Raw genomic sequence first — 19334 nt, forward strand, 5'->3', positions numbered from 1 at the left:
CAGGTCCTCTGCTTGTTACGAAGCGATCGTCCCCTGATGGAAGAGCATCTGCCATCGTCCATCGCGCTCAATCCAGATAGAGCTGCGGTGTGAGACATGCAGCAGAGTTGTAGCGTGATAGGTAGCTAGCGCGACATTAGGGGCTAGCAGCGAGACGTAAAAATAGCTCAGCGTAGCGGTGCGAGCAGAACTGTTCAGCATCGCATCAATTGCCTGCTGCCGGTTCATGATGCGGCCGGAGCTGCAAAACTCCTGAAACTCGTCGGCAAGCAGAGGAATCAGGTCCGCACGGTTCGCTTCACGGTCTGGGTGAAAGAGGCGCTCTTCCAGCGTGTAAAGATGGTCTTGAATCTGAGCCGCTTGCATATCGCATTGTAAGACGGCATAACAGGCCGCAAGAGTTTCACCGAATTTTCCGCAACAGAAAGATCATTCCTGTTTCTCCTAATGGATTGATATCAATTCGTTTGCGGGTAGCCAAGCACAATATTCGGGGGTCTGGCATCGCTGCCTCAGGCGAACAAATAGCGGAAGATAGCATTCTCCATACAAAGGTGGAGAGAAGAATCAGACTTTGTAGCCATGACATCCCTGCTCATAAACCATAAGCTAGCAACAAATCTCATAACTGCTTCCAAGGCGCCTACGGGCGCCTCTTCTTTTGCTTGCAGATGGTTTAGGACATCGTAAACTGAGTGCTTTCATGGGCAAAGGAGCGGATGCAGTGACAGATGGCGCGCTGAGCGTGAAGGAGCGGTTTCGGTTAGGACGTGATCGACGGAAACAGATCCGGCGACTGGAACATTCGGCGTGGGATGTGAAACTGCGTAAGGAAGATCCCCTGAAGCTGATGGCCCGCTCAATGCAGGGACGCGTGCCGCATCTGATCAAGATGAAGTATGGGCTTATGGCTGCGTCACCGTTCGGATACTTTCGTGGTGCAGTGCCGGTAATGGCGTACGACCTGTCGCGTATGGGACATACGGGGATAGTGAGCCAGCTTTGTGGCGACGCACATGTGCGCAACCTGGGAGCATTCGCTGCGCCGGATGGAAGGCTGGTCTTCGACATCAATGATTTCGATGAGACAATTCGTGGACCGTTTGAATGGGACGTGAAGCGAATGGCTGCGAGCCTTGTGCTGGCTGGGCGCACAGCCAATGTGAAGGGCGCAGATTGTCGCGACGCGGCTGCCGTTTTTGCCGAGCAGTATCGATCGATGATGACTCAGTTTGCACAAATGACCGTGTTGGATGTTGTGCGGTATCAGGTGCATCGGTTGAAGATGGTGGAGACCGTAGAGGGCATTTTGCGAGCGGCTGAACGAGCAACGCCGATGCATACACTGCTCGCCCTGACAGAACCGAAAGGAGTGATGGGCAAGAGTTCGAAACAGAACAAGAAAAAAGCTCCTGAGAATCAGCTCAAAGGAGAGCGTATCTTCAAGACGATTAAGCCGAGTCTGAAGCGCGTGACGGGTGAGATAGCTGAGAAAGTGATCACAGCGCTTGGGCCATATGCGTCGACATTACAGCCAGAGCGGAGGCACTTTCTGGCCCAGTACCGACCGCTAGATGTGGCATTCAAGGTGGTGGGTACGGGAAGTGTCGGCTTACGAGACTATTGCGTATATATGCAAGGCAATGGTGAAAACGATCCGCTGTTTCTACAGGTTAAGGAAGAGGTGGAGTCGGGATATGCACCATATCTGGAGAGCGGAGCGAAACGGAAGCAGCATCAGGGGCACCGCGTGGTAGATGGCGAACGTGCGATGCAGCTGCAGTCCGATCCATTTTTGGGCTGGACGACAATGGATGGACGCGACTATTTGGTTCGGCAGTTGAATGACCACAAAGCGTCGATTCAGTTGGAGGGCATTACGGCAACAGGGTTGATGGAATATGCCGGTGTTTGCGGGGAACTGCTGGCACGAGGGCATGCACGTTCGGGTGATGCGTGTGTGCTGGCAGGATATCTGGGACGGTCGAGCAGATTCGATGAGGCTGTGGTGGCATTTGCCGAAACATATGCCGATCAGACAGAAGCGGATTGGAAAGAGCTGGTGGGATGGTTGAAAAGGACTCGAGGGCAAATAGTTAGCTCAAAATAAAGCATCCCAATAAGCACCAACGCGCTTTCTAGTTACCGCTTACGCCATTTTCAGGTAGGATGCTGTCTTCATCTAGGTGACTCGAAATTAGGTCACTCAAATTCTCTTGAGGTGAGGCTATGCAATTATCTGTTTACACTTCGTTTACAAGACAGACACGCTGTGCCGATACGTTCGGAGACATGCGTATACTTTTTGGATTTTTCCTGGCGACACTGTGTATTTTGCTGCCGCTATCAGCCTTTGCACAGTTCGAAAATGGCAGCATTGTGGGCACGGTGCATGACGCGACCGGTGCGGTTGTTCCCGGTGCGACGGTAACGGTGACCAGTATTGCTACAGGCGCGGTGAGCACCCGGACTACGAACGAGAGCGGCGACTATGAAGTTCCGGCTCTGCGCGTTGGGCAGTACAACGTGGTGGTGACGCATCCAGGTTTTGCGGATGCGAAAGCAACGGACATCACGGTTTCGGTAGCCAGTCGCGAACGCATCGACTTGACTCTGCAGGTAGGGCAGACGGCGACAACGGTGGAGGTATCGGGTGTATCGCTGCAGGTAGAGACGGACACGAGCCAGCGTGGTCAGATCGTGACGCAGTACCAGTCGGCTGCGCTGCCGCTGGTGACACGTAACTATTCTGATCTGCTTGGGCTGGTGACCGGTGTGCGCCAGGCACCAACGGCGGCGACGACGAGCTCTATTAATAGCCTGACTCGCGCTGGCGCGTATAACGTCAACGGCCAGCGCAGCATGTTCAACAACTATCTGCTGGACGGCATGGACAACAATGCCTACGGCGAGAGTAACCAGGGATTCGACAACCAGATCATCGCCATTCCTCCGGACTCTGTGGCTCAGTTTAGTGTCGTAACGAATAATGAGAGCGCGGAGTACGGACGGTCTTCGGGCGCGACGATTAACACGGCTTCGGCTGGCGGTACGAACATCTTCCATGGGACTGTGTATGAGTTCATTCGCAACACAGACTTGAACGCCGCTGGCTTCTTCAAGCCGAATACGGTGAGCAACACGGGCCAGGTGACGCAGTTCAAGAAGTCGACGTTCAATCGCAACCAATTCGGGTTCAACGTGGGCGGGCCGATTCTCAAGGACAAGCTGTTCTTCTTTCTTGACTACGAGGGTTTTCGGCAGACACTCAAGCCGCTGAGCGTGCTGACGCTGCCGACGCAGAATGAGTTGAACGGCATTCTGGTGGTGCCGGTTCAGAACGCAACAACAGGCACGGTCTACGCTGCCGGAACGCCAATTCCGGCCAGCGCAATCAATCCACTTTCACAGCAGATTGTTGGGTTTTTCAAACAGCCGCAGCTTTATAACCAGTTGCCTGTGTCGGGTTTGGCTTCGACCGGACTGGCTACCAACGATTATTCAGTCCAGGTGCCGTTTACGGACAAGTCGGACAAAGGTGATCTTCGGCTCGATTTTCAACAGAACGCGAACAGTTCATGGTTTCTGCGTATCAGCGACCGCAAAGAAACAGGTGTGAATTTCCCCGCGATTCCATTGCCACTGGATGGACAGACAAACGGGACGATTCGAATTCTGGACCAGCAGATTGCGTTGGGGAATACCCACTTGTTCGGTTCGAACAAAGTGCTGGATGCGCGTCTTGGACTGTCACGGACGAAGGCGGGCAAGTTTACGCTTTCAATCGGAGATGATGCCTTCACCATTCCTGGATTGCCGAATAACCCAATTGTTGCTGGTGGGTTGCCGTCAGTGGGCATCACCGGATTCACAGGATTTGGACGTCAGAGCACGAACCCGCAGTGGCAGGACCCAGCGCTGATCGACCCGAAGGTGAACTTCACCTGGGTTCGCGGAAATCATTCGTTGAAGTTTGGCTATGAGTATGAGCACATCTGGATGGCGGTTAACGACAACAATCCACTGTATGGCTCGTTTACTTATGGCGGCGGCTATAGCGCAGTTGGGACGGCCGTCTCGGACAGCTACTGGGCAGACTTTCTGTTTGGAACGACAAATCAGTACTCGCTGGCCAACTACTTTGTAGTGCACCTGCGGCAGACGATGCACAATGCGTATGCGCAGGACGATTGGAAAGTGAGCCCGAAACTGACGCTGAATCTGGGACTACGTTGGGAGTATGGCTCACCATATTCGGAGCAACACAACTATATTTCGAACTTCGATCCTGTCTCGCAGACAGTGTTGACGCTCACTCCCGGCGCAGTTGCAGGCAATGGCATTACGCCATATCAGGGTGGCGGCGTTTATGGAAAGACGCTGGTCAATCCTGACCTGAACGACTTTGGCCCCCGCATAGGTTTTGCATATGCTCCGCAGCCGAATACTGCAATACGTGGTGGATTTGGCATGAGCTATGTGCACTACACGCGTGCAGGTTCGGGAGACATTCTTGGGATCAATGCTCCGCAGGCGCTGTTTGTGTCTGTAACGCAGCCGAAGCCGACGACGAGCAACAAGTGCGCGAGCGGTGCACCGGCGACGACCTGCTATGTAACCTCGGACCAGGGTTATCCTTCGACGCTTGTCACGACGTTCAACCCGGCAACGGACAACATCACATGGGTGCCGAAAAACAAACGGGACAGCTATGTTGAGAGCTACTTCCTGAGCGTGCAGCAGCAGATATCGAAGAACACGCTGCTGGACATAGCGTACGTCGGCAATCACGGGTTGAAATTGGAAGGGTTTTTGAACGCAAATCAGAAGAACCCCGCGCTTGGGTTTGCGCGCCCCTATACGCAGTGGCCGAGTGACATTACCCAGGCGTTGAATGAGTTCTACTCCAACTACAACGCGTTGCAGGTGCGCTATGAACAGCGTATGGTCGGCGGGCTAACGCTACTGAACTCGTTCAGCTGGGAGCACTCACTGGATAATGCAAGCGCATCTCTTGAAGGCAATACGCCTTCGCCGCAGGATGGCAACCACATCGCCGCTGACTATGCGCAGTCGGACTACAATCTGCCGATCGCCAATGTGACCAGCCTTGTCTACGAGCTTCCGTTTGGCCACGGGCGTCGTTTCCTGAGCGGATCGAATCCGCTGGTTGACGGCGTGCTGGGCGGTTGGCAGTTGAGCGCTATCAACACAGCGCAAGCTGGCACGCCGTTCAATCTGACGTATACACCGAACTCAGCAACAGCGGTTTCGCCTCAGATCTCGGCTACCTATCGTGGAGCGAACGAGTATAGGCCAAATGTTGTTTCGGGTCAGAAGGTGACGCAGGGGCGCACGGTCCGCGCGGCGAACACGGGCTATGTTCAATATGTAAACCTGAGCGGATTTTCGTTACCCGCAACGAAGGATGCCAATGGCAATCTGCTGAGTCCGTTCGGTAATGCAACGCGCAACCCGGGCCGCACGCCGGCGTTCTACGAGACTGACCTGAGCCTGAACAAAAAGTTCAATACACCGATCGAGCGACTGAAGGTTGAGTTTCGCTCTGAGTTCTACAACCTCTTCAACCACACGAACCTGTATCTGCCATCAAGTGGTTTGGGTGGGACGCTGCAGTCGTTCAACTCGAATGGCACGGTGGCCAACGCGGGCATTCCGACGAGCGGAGGCGTTATCTCGAGCACATTTGAGCCGCGCATTATTCAGTTCGGTTTGAAGATTAGCTACTGATCCGCATTTGCGACTGTTCATTAATCTTCACTGCCAGCCACTCTACAGTGGCTGGCATTTTCTTTGTCGAGTGGATTATCAGGATGGTGCAGGCGAGGATTTTGCACTCCTACCAAACTGCACTAGTAAAAGGCTGAACATAAGCATACCCGCTGCTGTAAAGAAGGGCGAGCCGGGCAGATGAATGATGGCATGTGTCCCGATGGATTTGCTGAAGATGTAGGTGAAGAGGCTGGGGCCGACGAGTCCAGCAATGCCGCGGAGGCTATTAATGGCGCCTTGAAGCTGACCCTGTTCAGATGCGCTCGTCATGTGTGAGAGGACGCCTTGGGCCGAGGGCCAGGTGAGCGACATCATGTTGAGCATGGGAATGCCGAACCAGAAGATGAGGCCAGTCTTCGAGAACCCGAACATGGAGTAGCCAATGGCTCCCCCGATGAGGCCAATGGCGATGGTGCGAAACTCACCTAGTCGCGCGACGGTAGGTTTGACGAGCAGGCCGCCGTAGAGCGCGCTGCAGACACCGATGACCGCGAGCGAGAGACCGACGGTGCGGTTCGACCAACCGTAGCGGTAATCGGCGTAGATGACGTAGACGTTCATCAGCGATTGCTGCGCGACGTAGCCGAATAGAAGGACTCCGGCCATGATCAACATTGGCCCTCGGCGCAGCATGGAGAGCGAGCCGACGGGGTTGGCGCGCCTCCAGGAGAATGCCATGCGGTTTTCTGATGCGAGCGATTCGGGCAGGACAAAGATACCGTAGAGTCCGTTGAGCAGGCTGAGGCAACCTGCTGTCCAGAAGGGAAGGCGCGTGCTGATGTTGCCGAGGATACCTCCGACGGCAGGGCCGAGCACGAAACCGAGGCCGAAGGCCGCGCTCAACATGCCAAAGGCAGCAGCGCGGCGCTCGCGTGGCGTGACGTCGGCCATATAGGCCATCGCAGTGGGGATGCTGGACGAAGTGAGTCCCGAGATGACGCGGCCAAGGAAGAGCCAATTGAGTGCGGGAGCCCAGGCCATCAGTAAATAGTCGAACCCTAGGCCGAAGTTCGAGAGCAGTACGATGGGGCGGCGGCCGTGGCGGTCAGAGAGCGAGCCGAGCACGGGCGAGAAGATGAACTGCATCGCAGCAAAGACCGTGCCGAAGAGGCCGAGCATCTGTGCGGCGCTGGAGGCGCTGCCGCCGAGGAAGCTCTCGATCAGGCGCGGAAGCACCGGCGCGATCATGCCGAGGGCAAGCATGTCGAGCGTGACGGTAAGGAAGATGAAGGCCGCCGCGGCGCGACGGCGGTGGTGCTTAACTCTGGGCGCGTCGGGTGCATTCGGCAACGTTGCTGCTATCTCTTCAGGCGGGACAAACTCCGGCTCGGTCAGGAGCGGATCGGGCGCAAGGTCAGAGATGCGGTCTGGCGAGTGGTCCGGCGGGTTGTGCGACAGGTCGGACATACGAGCGCAATCTGGGGCCGGATGATGGATGGTTGAGCGATAGTCTACGCGATTCGTGTATATGTTGCTTCTACAATCAGTCTTGATGTCGCTTTCATTTGAGATAGGCAAGGTGGCGGATGGGGGCGGGCGGCGTGGCGCGCTCGTGCTGCCGCACGGTGTGGTGGAGACTCCGGTATTTATGCCGGTGGGAACGGCGGCCAGCGTAAAAGCCGTCGAGCAGGGCGTGATCGAGAGACTTGGTACGAGCGGCGCACAGATTATTCTGGCGAATACTTATCACCTTTATCTGCGGCCCGGGCATGAACTAGTTGCGCGGATGGGTGGCGTACACAAGTTCATGAGTTGGGAGCGGCCGATGCTGACCGACTCTGGCGGGTTTCAGGTCTTCAGTCTGAGCAGTCTGCGCAAGGTGACTCCGGATGGCGTGGAGTTTCGCTCGCACCTGGATGGGTCGAAGCACTTCTTTTCGCCGGAGCACTCGATGGATGTGCAGATTGCTTTGGGCGCGGACGTGATGATGGTGTTTGATGAGTGCGTGGAGCATCCGGCAACATATGAGCGGACGCGGGACTCGATGGCGCTGACTCACGCGTGGGCGCGGCGGTCGCGCGGCCACTTCGAAGCAAACAAAGAGCGGGTACCGTGGTTCGCAGAGAGGGGCGGCAAGACGCAGAGCTTGTTCGGGATTGTGCAGGGAGGGATGTATGCGAACCTGCGCAAGGAGTCAGCTGAGCGGCTGATGGAGCTGGACCTGCCGGGATACGCCATCGGAGGGCTTGCGGTGGGTGAGCCGCGCGAGGTGACGCGGGAGATGATTGCGCGGACGCTCGAGTGGCTGCCGAAGGACAAGCCGCGTTATGTGATGGGCGTCGGATACCCGGATGAGATTGAGGAGTACGCCAAGATGGGCGTGGACATGATGGACTGCGTGCTGCCGACACGCGCCGGGCGCCATGGACTGTTGTTTGCGCGGGACGGCGATGGAGCGGTGGTGCGGATGAACATCAAGCGGAAGGAGTATGCGGAGGATCAGGGCCCGATTGATGCCGCATGCGGATGCATGGTTTGTGCGAGGTACTCGCGGGCTTACCTACGGCACTTGTTTGTGGCGGGCGAGCCGCTGGCGCTGACGCTGAACTCGGTGCACAACCTGCATTTCTACCTGGCAACGATGGAGCGTGTACGCAAAGGACTTGCAGATGCCGTTGATGCGTTCGGCGAGTTCAACACTGAGCCAACCTCCTAGTAGGCTGCCGACAATGGTCGTGCCTCCAGGCAGAAAGAACAGCTACTCAATAAACAGAAGGCGATGGCTTCGGCTGCCGCCTTTTTACTTCCTTTCCTCGCGGAACTTCGCTAATCTGCGGCTGATCCCTTATTGTTCGGGCGTTGGGCCGGGGTATCCAGTGCTAATGATGTTTCGCGTGCGCGCGGGAGTCATTGGCAGCAAGCTCTTCCCGTAGTCGCGGCTGAGGGTACTGAAGCGTTGCGGGAGTGTGCATGTTGGGTATGGGCCGCGCGAGGGTCTGCGCGATTGCGTTCGCAGTATGGGTGACGCTGCTTTCGAGTGGGTCGGCGCAGACTTCGGTTGATGGAGCAATTGGCGGATATGTCGTGGATGCAGGCGGCGCTGCGCTGGCTGGTGCGCGTGTGCATGCGCGCAATGCCGCGACTGGAACTGAGGTGAGTGCGGCTTCGGGCCACGATGGCGGGTTTCTAATCGCCCGTCTGCCTGCGGGTGTGTATGAAGTGGATGTCGAATGCCCACGCTTTGAGCGGATGGTTTTGAACGGAGTCACGGTCGAGCTGGGCAGCACAACGGCTGTGCAGACACGGATGAAGGTGGGGAGCGTGAGCTCGTCGGTGACGGTCACGGCGGCCCCTGATGGAACAAGCACTGCACAAATACCCTCCTCAACCGCTGTTGCGAGCACAATTACTGCGGACGAGATTGAGCAGTTGCCCGTAAATGGCCGCCGCTGGCAGACGTTCGCGCTTTTGACGCCAACCGCAAACCGTGACCCCGATGTCGATGGCTTGCTGAGCTTCCGTGGGCTTGACCCGACACAGAACAGCAGCCTCATCGATGGCTCGGACGACAACCAGAGCTTCGGCAGCGTTCCGCGCGGTGCGGGCGGTGAAGATGATCCCGACAAAGAGGGTGGGGATGCGGCTGCAGCGCGTGTGACGACAGGTGGAGAAGGATATGGCCGTCACGCAGGCGCCTCCTACACCTTTTCGCAGGAGGCCGTGCGCGAGTTTCGCGTGAGCGGGCAGAACTACTCCGCGCTCTATGGCCACGCGGCTGGCGGCGTTGTGACGACCATCTCAAAGAGTGGAAGCAACGTGCTGCACGGCTCAGGGTTTTATCTTGTGCGCACGAGCGCGCTCAATGCAGCGAACCCCTTCGCGATTGCGACGCACTATGTGAACGGCGCAGTGACGGGTGGTGTGGTGAAGCCGCATGATCTGCGGCAGCAGTTTGGCGGCAGCGTGGGCGGCCCTGCTGTGCGCGATCATCTTTTCTACTTCTATACGTTTGACCGGCAGCAGCGAGGCTTTCCAGCTATATCGTCGCCAATCGATCCCAGCTTTTACGCATTGACAGCGACGCAGAATGCTCTGCTCGGAACGCGCGGCGTGACTTCGGCAAAAGCAAATGCAGCGTTGAACTATCTCAACAGCCTGACGGGCACGGTGCCTCGCAGCTCCAGCCAGATCGTTAATTTCGGCAAGCTGGATTGGGTGACCTCGGCGAACCACCGACTGAGCGTCGAGTACAACCGCGCACATTCGAATGCGTTGAATGGTGTGCGCCAGGAGCCTGTCGTCGGCTTCGGCACGGGCAGCCTGGGCAGCAGCTATGTGCAGGTGGATTCTCTGCTCGGGAGATGGCTGTGGACTCTATCGTCTTCGTTGAGCAACGAAGTGCGCGTGCAATATGGGCGTGACTTCCAGTACGAGACCGCAGGAAAGCCCTTGCCGCAGGAGTCCGCGATTGGGCCTGGTGGATATGCGCCTGAGGTGGCGATTGGGCCGCAGGGGCTGACGTTCGGCACTTCATCATCGCTCGGACGCAAGGCCTATCCGGATGAGCGCAGGGTAGAAGTCTCCGACCTGGCGACATGGGTGCGCGGACATCACCAGATTCAGGCAGGAGGCGACGTGAGCTTCGTCGATGACCATATTGACTCGCTCAGCAATATCGAAGGCGCATTTCGCTACGACAGCGGCACCACGAGCGGACATGCAGGCGGCATCGTGGACTGGATTACCGACTACACCTTCAACGTGAACGCGTACCCGAACGGCGGGTGCCCATCTATCGTCTCGCCCGTGCATGACTTCTGCTTCAGGTCGTATGCACAGAGCTTTGGCGAACAGGTCATTGCGTTCGACACGCAGGAGTGGGCCGCGTTCGTTGAAGACCATTGGCGCGTGCAGCAGAACCTTACCATCAACGCCGGTGTACGGTACGAGTATGAGCTGCTTCCGTTTCCTGCGCAGCCCAACGCCGAGCTGGATGCTGTATTTGGCCAGGTGGGTGCGACGAGTGTGTTTCCTGAAGACCGTAACAACTTCGGCCCGCGCGTGGGTATTGCATGGGAGCCGTTCGGCGCAGGACGCGGCGTTGTGCGTGTGGGCTACGGGTTGTTCTATGGGAGGCTTCCGGGAGCAACGATTCAGCGCGCGCTGGTGGACACGGCGATGCCTGCGTCTGCTACACATATCCGTATCACTCCGACGACAATTACGGTGTGTCCGCAGGTTCCCAATCAGGGGTTTGGGTATGTGTGTTCTTATGCTGCTGCGCCTCCTGCAGCAGTGGCAGCGACGACTTCGGCGATGGTATTTGACCGCAGGTTTCAGCTTCCGGCGGTGCAACAGGGCAGCCTCACGATTGAGCAGCCGGTGGGTGCAGGCATCATCGCAAGCGCGACCTACCTGATGAATCTCGACCGGCAACTGATGAACACGACCGATATCAATATCGTTCCTTCGACCAATGCGAAGACATTTCAGTTGCAGGGAGGCACGGGAGTTTCAGGTGTGCGCGACGGCGAGACGTTCTCCGTGCCTGCGTATTCGGAGCGCCTTGATGCGAACTTCGGTCCAGTCACCGACATCCTTTCGAATACGAATGCGAGCTACAACGCGCTGGTCGTCGAAGCGCGGAGGCGCAGTCGCAACGGCCTGGAGTTTCGCGCAAGTTGGACGTGGTCCAAGGCTCTCGACTTCGGGCAAAGCGGTGCGGTTCCGCGTCAGAACGCGCAGTTCGACCCGTTCGATGTGAGGTATGACAAGGGATTGTCTGTGCTGAACCATCCGCAGAAGCTGGTAGCGAGCGCGGTGTGGCGGCCAAAGACGACGCGCGGCAGCGAATGGGTGCAGCATGCTGCGAATGGATGGATGGTTGCTCCGCTGCTGAGTGCAACGAGCGGGCGACCGTACAGCTTCAACATCTTCGGCGGCACGCGGTTGACGGGTGGGCACGAGAGTATCAATGGCGCGGGTGGCGCGGTGTATCTGCCGACGGTGGGGCGCGATACGCTGCGGCTGCCTTTTACCTACGTGGTCGATCTTCGCGTAGGCCGAGCGGTTCGCGTGTCGGAACGTGTGCGGATGATGGCGTTCGCTGAGGCGTTCAACCTGACGAATCATGTGAATGCGTCTTCGGTGATGCAGCGCGCATTTCTGGTGGGCACGCCGGTGAATGGAGTGACTCCGCTGGTGTTTCAAACTCCCGCCGAAGTCGCAGCCGAGGGCTTGAACGTGCAGCCTTTTGGAGCGATCACCAGCGCGGACTCGGCGGGGACGCGGGAGCGCAGAGTGCAGCTTGGTCTGCGGCTTGCGTTTTGAATGCGGCGCAGCTCGGGGGCTAGAACTGAGTTAGCGAAAGAACGTTGCCGTCTGGATCGCGGAACCATGCGATCTGCGCGCCACTCGGTGCTGTCCAGATACCTTCATCGCTCTGCTGCATGTCGGGATAGCGCATGAAGCTCACGCCCCGGCCGCATAGCTCTGCGATCTCGCTTCGGATGTTGGCAACATTCCAGCCAAAGATGGTATAGGCAGCGGGCACGAACTCTTCGACGCAGGCGATGCGCACCATCGTCCCGTTGGCTTCCATGATGGCGGCAAATCCGTCTTCGCCGACAAAGCGCAGGCCGAGGATTTCTTCATAGAAGCTGCGGGCCTGGGCGATGTCCCGGGTGGGGATGAAGGCGATCAGCGGGCTTGTGGCGATCATGCTTGTCTCCTGCGCGCAAGTGTACTGTACGCGCACTGCGATTAAAATAGAAGTGTGAGCTTTACCGAACAGTACGATGTCGCGGTGGTGGGCGCGGGCCATGCTGGGTGCGAGGCGGCGATGGCTGCCGCGCGCATGGGTCTGCGCACGGCACTGTTTACGCTGAATCTGGACCTGATTGCGCAGATGAGCTGCAACCCGGCAATCGGCGGCATCGCCAAGGGGCACCTGGTGCGCGAGGTGGACGCGCTGGGCGGCGTGATGGGCGAGGTGGCGGACGCCTGCGGAATTCAGTTTCGGCTGCTGAATACGTCGCGCGGACCGGCGGTGTGGTCTCCGCGGGCGCAGTGCGACAAGGCGCTGTATCGCGTGAAGATGCGCGAGGTGCTGGAGAGCCAGCCGAACCTCTTCATCAAGCAGGCTGAGGTGGTGGACCTGATTGTGGAAGAGAGCGAGTCGGGGAGTCAGTGCGGCGGCGAGTTGCCTAAGCGGCGAGTGACTGGGTTGAAGCTGCGCGATGGGCGCGTTGTTTACACGCGGGCTACCGTGATCACGACAGGAACTTTTCTGAATGGATTGATTCACTGTGGCGAGCAGCAGTACACGGCTGGGCGCAGTGGCGAGCCGGCGAGCGTGCTGCTGGGAGAGAGTCTGAAGAAGCTGGGACTGCGCGAATGTCGGCTGAAGACGGGGACTCCACCGCGGCTGGATGGGCGCACGATCGACTGGAGCCGGTTCGACGAGCAGCCAGGTGACGAGGACCCGACGCCGTTCAGCTTCCGCACGAAACAGATTCCGCTGCGGCAGATCAAGTGCCACATCGCGTTCACGACGGACGAGACGTTGCGGCTGATTCGGGAGAATGTGCACCGCTCGCCGATGTATACGGGGCAGATTGCGGCGGTTGGGCCGCGGTACTGCCCTTCGATTGAGGACAAGATCGTCCGGTTTCCGGATAAGACGCGGCACCAGTTCTTTCTGGAGCCGGAGGGGCTGAATACGCACGAGGTGTACATCAATGGGATGAGCACCAGTCTGCCGATGGAGGTGCAGGCGGCGATGGTGCGGTCGATTCCGGGTCTGGAGAATGCGGAGATGCTGCGTCCGGGGTACGCGATCGAGTACGACGCCATCGACCCGACGGAGTTGGACCGGTCGCTTCGGGTGAAGTCGATTCGGGGGTTATTCCTGGCGGGGCAGATCAACGGGACCAGCGGGTATGAGGAGGCGGCTTGCCAGGGGTTGATGGCGGGGATCAACGCGGCGCTGGCGGTGAAGGGGGAGGCGGCGTTTACGCTCGACCGGACGGAGGCGTACACGGGGATCCTGATCGATGATCTCATCAGCAAGGGGACCAACGAGCCGTACCGGATGTTCACGTCGCGGGCGGAGTTTCGGCTGCATCTGCGGATTGACAACGCAGACCGGCGGCTGACTCCGCATGGGCGGCGGCTGGGGCTGATCGATGACGGGGCGTGGGCGGATTACGAGGCAAAGCAGGGGCGGGCGGTGGCGTTCGAGAAGCTGCTCGGGACGGCTCGGGTGCGGGTGGAGGAGTTGCCTGCCGAGTTGGTCGGGAAGCTGCTCGGGGATACTGCGGGAGTGAATGGGCAGAGCTTCGCGCAGTTGATGAAGCGGCCGGAGCTGGGGGTGGAGGAGCTGGCGCCGGTGCTGCGGGAGCGGATGGCGGCGGAGGCGGCGCTGGGGCCGTGGGTGGCGGCGATGGATTCATCTTCCAGTGCACGGCTGCCGGCGTGGGTGCGGAATGAGATGAAGACGGTGGAGACGGAGATCAAGTACGCGGGCTACCTCGACCAGCAGCGGCGGTCGATTGAGAAGATGCGGCGGGCTGAGGAGCGGGTGATTCCGGAGTGGTTCGACTACGGCGCGGTGAGCGGGCTCTCGAATGAGATGAAGCAGGTGCTGGGGCGGGTGCGTCCACGGACGCTGGGGCAGGCGAGCCGGATTGCCGGGGTGACTCCGGCGGCGGTGAGCCTGATCCACGTCTACATCGAGATCCAGGCGCGGCTGACGACGGAGTGACCCCCTCCCCCGTGTTTTTGTGCAAAGTCTTCATTTTATTTGGTTTAGAGTTGGACTTGCGGGTTGATTTGCGCATAAGATATTGATTTTCCTGGGCCGGTTTCAGTAAAGTCTTCATTTCAAATGAGTAACACCCCGGTTGATGTGCCGGGGCGTTTGGGTTTTTCTGAGGCTGATTTAAGTGTAGCGGATTGATAGAAACTAAACCGCCACGTGTAAGCTTCGGCTTATCAGTGGTTTATGAGGTTTGGGGGCTTGACATGCGAGTTTGGCTGGAAAATTGAGGGCGTGGGTTGTAAGTTTCCTTATTTCACCAACATGTGTAACTGGAGGAGGAAAGTAGATTCCTCCTCGGCCGCTGAGGCGAGCGGGATATGTAACCTCGATTCGGGTGTGCGCGTCGTATGGGTGGAGCGGTTATGGCGGATTGGATGAAGGCGGGTTTGGTTGCGGCGGCGTTGGTGGTGGCTGCGTGGGTTGCGGTTGTGGGTGGAAGGAGGATGGTGATGGGTGTGGATGCTGCGCGGAAGGAGCCGATTCCGGCTCCGGTAGTGGATGAGCCGCATGGGGCGAAGCAGGAGACGGCGGTGTTTGCGGGTGGGTGCTTCTGGGGCGTGCAGACTACGTTTGAGCATATGAAGGGCGTGGTGGACGCGACGGCTGGGTACTCGGGCGGGTCGGCGGAGACGGCGACGTATGGGCAGGTGTCGTCGGAGACGACGGGGCATGCAGAGTCGGTGAAGGTGGTGTTTGATCCAGCGAAGATCAGCTATGGGACGATGCTGCGGGTGTTCTTCTCGGTGGTGCATGACCCGACGCAGTTGAATCGGCAGGGGCCGGATGTGGGGACTTCGTATCGGTCGGTGATCTTTTACACGTCTCCGGAGCAGGAGAAGATTGCGAAGGCTTACATTGCGCAGCTGGATGCGGCGAAGGTGTTTCCGCGGCCGATTGTGACGGAGGTGGTGCCGCTGAAGGCGTTCTATGATGCCGAGGAGTATCACCAGGACTATGCGGAGAAGAACCCGGAGAATCCTTATATTCAGATCTGCGATGTGCCGAAGGTGAAGGCGCTGAAGGAGCAGTTTCCGGAGTTGTTCAAGGATTACACGGGGAGGAAGTAGGCGGAGGTTCCGGTGGGTTGAGTGCCCTGTTCATGCGCGGTGTCATCGTGCGTGAGTGAACTATCTTAGAAGTCGCGATAACCTCGCTGAGCCGAAGCACCTCATGCTACTCTTTCTAGTCACTGAAAGAGGTCAGCGATATGCCATCGGGTTTTAGTCTTTCCAATGCAGTTGAAGTTCTTCCGTGCCCGAACTGCAACGAGACAATAAACACGTCGATGCAACAATGTCCGTTCTGTTCCGTTCCAATCGACCATGCCGCTGCAGAAGCCTCCGCTGCCGAAACCAGTAAAATCAGCCGGGCATGCAGCGACGCCAGCTATCTCAGGATCATGCTGGGTATCCTGATACCTTTTGGAGTCCTGATCTTTTTCCCCTTCCTGGGGCTTGCTGGTCTTATAGGCTTTGTCTTCATCAAATATGCGGTTCCCATTATGGCCATACGCTGGTGGATTAAGTATGGGCGCATCAAGACGGCCGATACTGACCTGAGTAAGGCTCGGAAAACAACCATCTGGGTAAGCGCAATCTCACTCCTGGTGCTCCTCTTTGTACGTGTCACCGTCTTTGGGTTGCGGCTTTGATCAGACGAGACTACCTCAGGCATAAATGGACACGCTCGCGCGTTCTTTTGCGGTGACATAGGCGAACAGCAGGTCCTCCTGTTGCGCGGAAGGATGACAACTGGTTTGGAGATGCGGGAGGAAAAGCGGTTCGAGCTTCGCTCGAATGTCCCAATCATGACGCGATAAAACTGCGCCATGGGGCACCCGCATCTGTGTCCATTTTGCTTCGCGTGCTGCTCGTATCCTTTTGACTTGTAAAGCTTTGGTCCGGTAATCCACAACGTTAACCTTATCCGCAGGGCGGTTTGGGACTACGCTAAATAAGCGATGGCTACCTTTCCACATCTGGTTGGCAAAGAAGATGAGCGGCCTGCGTCGGTCCATGCGGAGACGACGATTCTGGGCGCGATGCTGGTTGAGCCGGTGGCGATTGTCGATGCGACGATGCTGCTGGTGGCTGATGACTTTTCGCTGGATTCGCACCGCAGAATTTATGCGGCGATGGTGCATCTGGCCGAGGCTGGGCACGCGGTCGATATTGTTACGGTCGGCGAGGAGTTGCGGCGGCGCAAGGAATTGGATTCGATTGGCGGATTGCCTTATCTGGCTTCGCTGAGCGAAGGGTTGCCGCGGAAACTGAGCATTGAGAGCTACGTGCGCATTGTGCGCGACAAGAGCCTGATGCGGCAGTTGATGACGGTGTGCGACATGGGCATGGTGGACGCCGCGGACCAGAGCCAGCAGGCGCTTGACGTGCTGAACAATGTGAGCCAGCGGCTGGTGGAGATTTCGGAGCACGCGGTGACGGGCGGGTTCTCTGACATTGGCGCGATTGTGAAGGACTCGTTTGGGTCGATTGATGCGCTGTATGAGCAGGGGCGCGAGGTGACGGGGCTGGCGACGCACTATATCGACTTTGACAGAATGACGAGCGGGTTGCAGGAGTCGGAGCTGATTATTATTGCCGCGCGGCCTTCGATGGGCAAGACGGCCTGGGCGATCAACATTGCTGAAAATGCTGCGGTGAAGGGCGGCAGTACGGTGGCGGTGTTTTCGCTGGAGATGTCGAAGGCAAGTTTGCTGAGGAGAATGCTGGCTTCACAGGCGGAGGTGAACTCGAAGGCGATTCAGACGGGCATGTTGATGAAGGATGACAGGCAGAAACTGATTCGTGGGCTTGAGAAGCTGATGGAGGCGAAGATCTTTATCGATGACACGCCTGGGATAACTCTCGCCGAGATGCGTGCGAAGGCTCGGCGCTTGAAACAGCAGCAGGGGCGGCTGGATTTGATTGTGATTGACTATCTGCAACTGATGACGGGCTCGATGGCGGCGAACCAGCGGACGTTTGAGAACAGGACGCAGGAGGTGTCGGCTATTTCGCGTGGGCTGAAGGCGCTGGCGAAGGAGATGAAGGTGCCGGTGGTTGCGCTCTCGCAGCTTTCGCGTGCGAGCGAGCAGCGGGGCGGCGACAAGAAGCCAATGCTGAGCGATCTGCGCGAGTCGGGCTCGATTGAGCAGGATGCCGACGTGGTGTGCTTCATTCACCGTGAGGAGTATTACGATCGCGAGAATGAAGATCTGAAGGGCAAGGCGGAGATCATTATCGCCAAGCAGAGAAATGGGCCGACGGGGAGCGTTCCGATGGCGTATCTGGCGGACTATACGCGGTTTGAGAACCTGCAGCCGGGTGGGGATTCGGGCGGGTACTGAGCGGCGATCGGCCGCGCGGATTTAGCGGGTGAGATTGCCTGGAGAGGACGGGAATCTGGTCTGTCCAATCGCAATGTGCGAGAGCTCGTGTTGAGGGTTTTGGTTCGCCTCCGCTTCGCCAAAAATTGATGAAGGCTACTGACAGGATGCTGTCAGCAGGGGTTGGCTATTCTCGTTTTGTATACGACGACAGAATGGAGGAACTGGCCATGACCCACAAGAGCAATAAGACCGCAAAGCGGCAGAGCGCGATCAACTGGTTCGAGATTCCCTGCGCTGACCTGGACCGCGCAACGAGTTTTTATGAGACGCTGCTGGATACGAAGCTGGCGCGCGATGCGATGGAAGGCGGCGCGATCTTCGACCACACGGATGAACATGGCATTGGCGGGACGCTGGTGAAGAGAACGTTTTTGAAACCCGGCACGCAGGGAGCGATGGTTTATCTGAACTGCAATGGCAGGCTGGATGAGGTGCTGGGGCGTGTGCGCGAGGCCGGTGGACTGGTGTTGCAGCCGAAGACGGCGGTGCCGGGCGGGCATGGACACTTTGCGTGTCTGCGCGATTCGGAAGGCAACCACATTGGTCTGCATTCCTACTAAGATCGACTCATGCGACGAGCCGATCGACTATTCAGGATCGTCCAGTTTCTGCGCTCGGGCCGGTTGCTGACGGCGCAGAAGCTGGCGGAGAAGCTGGAAGTTTCGCAGCGCACGATCTATCGCGACGTGCAGGACCTGCAGGCTTCGGGTATGCCGATTGAAGGCGAAGCCGGTGTTGGCTACACGCTGAGGCGCGATGAGGACCTTCCACCACTGATGTTTACACGCGAAGAACTGACGGCGCTGGTGCTGGGTGCGAGGCTGGTGCGGGCGTGGGGCGGTGCGGAGAATGTTGCCGCAGCGAACCAGGCTTTGCAGCGGATTGAGGCGGTGCTGCCGGCGGAGCTGCGGAATGACTTCGACTCGATTCTGCTGTATGCGCCGGGGTTTCGCATGACGAAGCTGCTGCGCGATCGGCTGGATATGCTGCATGCAGCGTGCAAGACGCAGCGGGTGGTGCGGTTTGGATATGTGAAGGAAGACGGCACGGCGAGCGAGCGCGATGTGCGTCCGCTGCTGCTGGCTTTCTGGAGCGGCGCGTGGACGCTGGCGGCGTGGTGCGAGCTGCGCGAAGATTTCCGCACGTTTCGCATGGACCGGATGCAGGAGGTTGCGGTGCTGGAGCGGACGTTTGTGCCGAAGCGCGGGCAGCGGATTGAGGATTATCTGAAGATGCTTCCGGCACAGGACCGGCATTTGTTTGGGTGAGGCCCGCTGGCGGATGGGTGACTGTAACTGTATACGAGGCTTGCCTTTTCGGGCGCAGCCTGTATACAGGCGATGACACCGGAGCGGGTGGCGGGAAGCACAACTTACTGATTTCAAAATGACC

General features: G+C 58.2%; 13 protein-coding genes. 10 read left to right on the top strand and 3 right to left on the bottom strand.

Annotated elements, in window-relative coordinates; all coding sequences use genetic code 11:
• Positions 1-15: 15 nt before the first annotated feature.
• A complete protein-coding gene (locus tag IEX36_RS10560) occupies positions 16-366 on the bottom strand; it encodes a nuclear transport factor 2 family protein (RefSeq protein ID WP_188759275.1) in 351 nt (116 codons plus the stop codon).
• A gap of 337 nt (positions 367-703) precedes the next feature.
• On the opposite strand from IEX36_RS10560, the gene IEX36_RS10565 reads away from it, so the two are divergent.
• Together IEX36_RS10565 and IEX36_RS10570 are read left to right on the top strand one after the other, a co-directional pair.
• The gene (locus tag IEX36_RS10565; RefSeq protein ID WP_188759276.1) at positions 704-2110 is read left to right on the top strand and encodes a DUF2252 domain-containing protein; all 1407 of its coding nucleotides are present in this window, start codon (positions 704-706) and stop codon (positions 2108-2110) included.
• Between the two features lie 182 nt (positions 2111-2292).
• Positions 2293-5751, top strand: coding sequence for an outer membrane beta-barrel protein (locus IEX36_RS10570; RefSeq protein ID WP_188759277.1), 3459 nt, complete (start codon positions 2293-2295; stop codon positions 5749-5751).
• A gap of 78 nt (positions 5752-5829) precedes the next feature.
• Here IEX36_RS10570 and IEX36_RS10575 read toward each other — a convergent pair whose 3' ends face one another.
• A complete protein-coding gene (locus IEX36_RS10575; protein ID WP_188759278.1) occupies positions 5830-7200 on the bottom strand; it encodes a TCR/Tet family MFS transporter in 1371 nt (456 codons plus the stop codon).
• An 85-nt stretch (positions 7201-7285) separates the two neighbouring features.
• Here IEX36_RS10575 and tgt point away from each other — a divergent pair, with 85 nt between their 5' ends.
• Positions 7286-8449, top strand: coding sequence for a tRNA guanosine(34) transglycosylase Tgt (tgt, locus tag IEX36_RS10580; RefSeq protein WP_188759279.1), 1164 nt, complete (start codon positions 7286-7288; stop codon positions 8447-8449).
• 263 nt (positions 8450-8712) lie between these two features.
• Positions 8713-12063, top strand: coding sequence for a TonB-dependent receptor (locus tag IEX36_RS10585; RefSeq protein WP_229668871.1), 3351 nt, complete (start codon positions 8713-8715; stop codon positions 12061-12063).
• 19 nt (positions 12064-12082) lie between these two features.
• Here the strand turns inward: IEX36_RS10585 and IEX36_RS10590 are convergent, their stop codons facing one another.
• Positions 12083-12454 (bottom strand): VOC family protein, encoded by a 372-nt coding sequence (locus IEX36_RS10590; RefSeq protein ID WP_188759281.1) that lies wholly within the window; start codon positions 12452-12454, stop codon positions 12083-12085.
• Positions 12455-12508: 54 nt separating this feature from the next.
• On the opposite strand from IEX36_RS10590, the gene mnmG reads away from it, so the two are divergent.
• From mnmG to IEX36_RS10620, 6 genes are all read left to right on the top strand, one after another.
• Positions 12509-14497 (top strand): tRNA uridine-5-carboxymethylaminomethyl(34) synthesis enzyme MnmG, encoded by a 1989-nt coding sequence (mnmG, locus tag IEX36_RS10595; protein ID WP_188759282.1) that lies wholly within the window; start codon positions 12509-12511, stop codon positions 14495-14497.
• A gap of 500 nt (positions 14498-14997) precedes the next feature.
• On the top strand, positions 14998-15621 hold the full coding sequence (gene msrA, locus IEX36_RS10600) for a peptide-methionine (S)-S-oxide reductase MsrA (protein WP_373283044.1): 624 nt from the start codon (positions 14998-15000) through the stop codon (positions 15619-15621).
• Positions 15622-15761: 140 nt separating this feature from the next.
• A complete protein-coding gene (locus IEX36_RS10605; RefSeq protein ID WP_188759283.1) occupies positions 15762-16205 on the top strand; it encodes a hypothetical protein in 444 nt (147 codons plus the stop codon).
• 309 nt (positions 16206-16514) lie between these two features.
• Entirely contained in the window at positions 16515-17900 is a 1386-nt protein-coding gene (gene dnaB / locus IEX36_RS10610; RefSeq protein ID WP_188759284.1) for a replicative DNA helicase, read from the top strand.
• Between the two features lie 209 nt (positions 17901-18109).
• Positions 18110-18502, top strand: a complete 393-nt coding sequence (locus IEX36_RS10615) for a VOC family protein (RefSeq protein ID WP_188759285.1) — start codon at positions 18110-18112, stop codon at positions 18500-18502.
• A gap of 9 nt (positions 18503-18511) precedes the next feature.
• On the top strand, positions 18512-19210 hold the full coding sequence (locus IEX36_RS10620) for a helix-turn-helix transcriptional regulator (RefSeq protein WP_188759286.1): 699 nt from the start codon (positions 18512-18514) through the stop codon (positions 19208-19210).
• Positions 19211-19334 lie beyond the last annotated feature (124 nt).

The organism is Edaphobacter acidisoli, from assembly GCF_014642855.1.
GTDB lineage: Bacteria > Acidobacteriota > Terriglobia > Terriglobales > Acidobacteriaceae > Edaphobacter > Edaphobacter acidisoli.

Excerpts from the sequence above, each read along its gene's own strand:
- IEX36_RS10560 (WP_188759275.1), bottom strand. The coding sequence starts at position 366 with ATGCAAGCGGCTCAGATTCAAGACCATCTTTACACGCTGGAAGAGCGC.
- IEX36_RS10565 (WP_188759276.1), top strand. The coding sequence starts at position 704 with ATGGGCAAAGGAGCGGATGCAGTGACAGATGGCGCGCTGAGCGTGAAG.
- IEX36_RS10570 (WP_188759277.1), top strand. The coding sequence starts at position 2,293 with ATGCGTATACTTTTTGGATTTTTCCTGGCGACACTGTGTATTTTGCTG.
- IEX36_RS10575 (WP_188759278.1), bottom strand. The coding sequence starts at position 7,200 with ATGTCCGACCTGTCGCACAACCCGCCGGACCACTCGCCAGACCGCATC.
- tgt (WP_188759279.1), top strand. The coding sequence starts at position 7,286 with ATGTCGCTTTCATTTGAGATAGGCAAGGTGGCGGATGGGGGCGGGCGG.
- IEX36_RS10585 (WP_229668871.1), top strand. The coding sequence starts at position 8,713 with ATGGGCCGCGCGAGGGTCTGCGCGATTGCGTTCGCAGTATGGGTGACG.
- IEX36_RS10590 (WP_188759281.1), bottom strand. The coding sequence starts at position 12,454 with ATGATCGCCACAAGCCCGCTGATCGCCTTCATCCCCACCCGGGACATC.
- msrA (WP_373283044.1), top strand. The coding sequence starts at position 14,998 with ATGGTGATGGGTGTGGATGCTGCGCGGAAGGAGCCGATTCCGGCTCCG.
- IEX36_RS10605 (WP_188759283.1), top strand. The coding sequence starts at position 15,762 with ATGCCATCGGGTTTTAGTCTTTCCAATGCAGTTGAAGTTCTTCCGTGC.
- dnaB (WP_188759284.1), top strand. The coding sequence starts at position 16,515 with ATGGCTACCTTTCCACATCTGGTTGGCAAAGAAGATGAGCGGCCTGCG.
- IEX36_RS10615 (WP_188759285.1), top strand. The coding sequence starts at position 18,110 with ATGACCCACAAGAGCAATAAGACCGCAAAGCGGCAGAGCGCGATCAAC.
- IEX36_RS10620 (WP_188759286.1), top strand. The coding sequence starts at position 18,512 with ATGCGACGAGCCGATCGACTATTCAGGATCGTCCAGTTTCTGCGCTCG.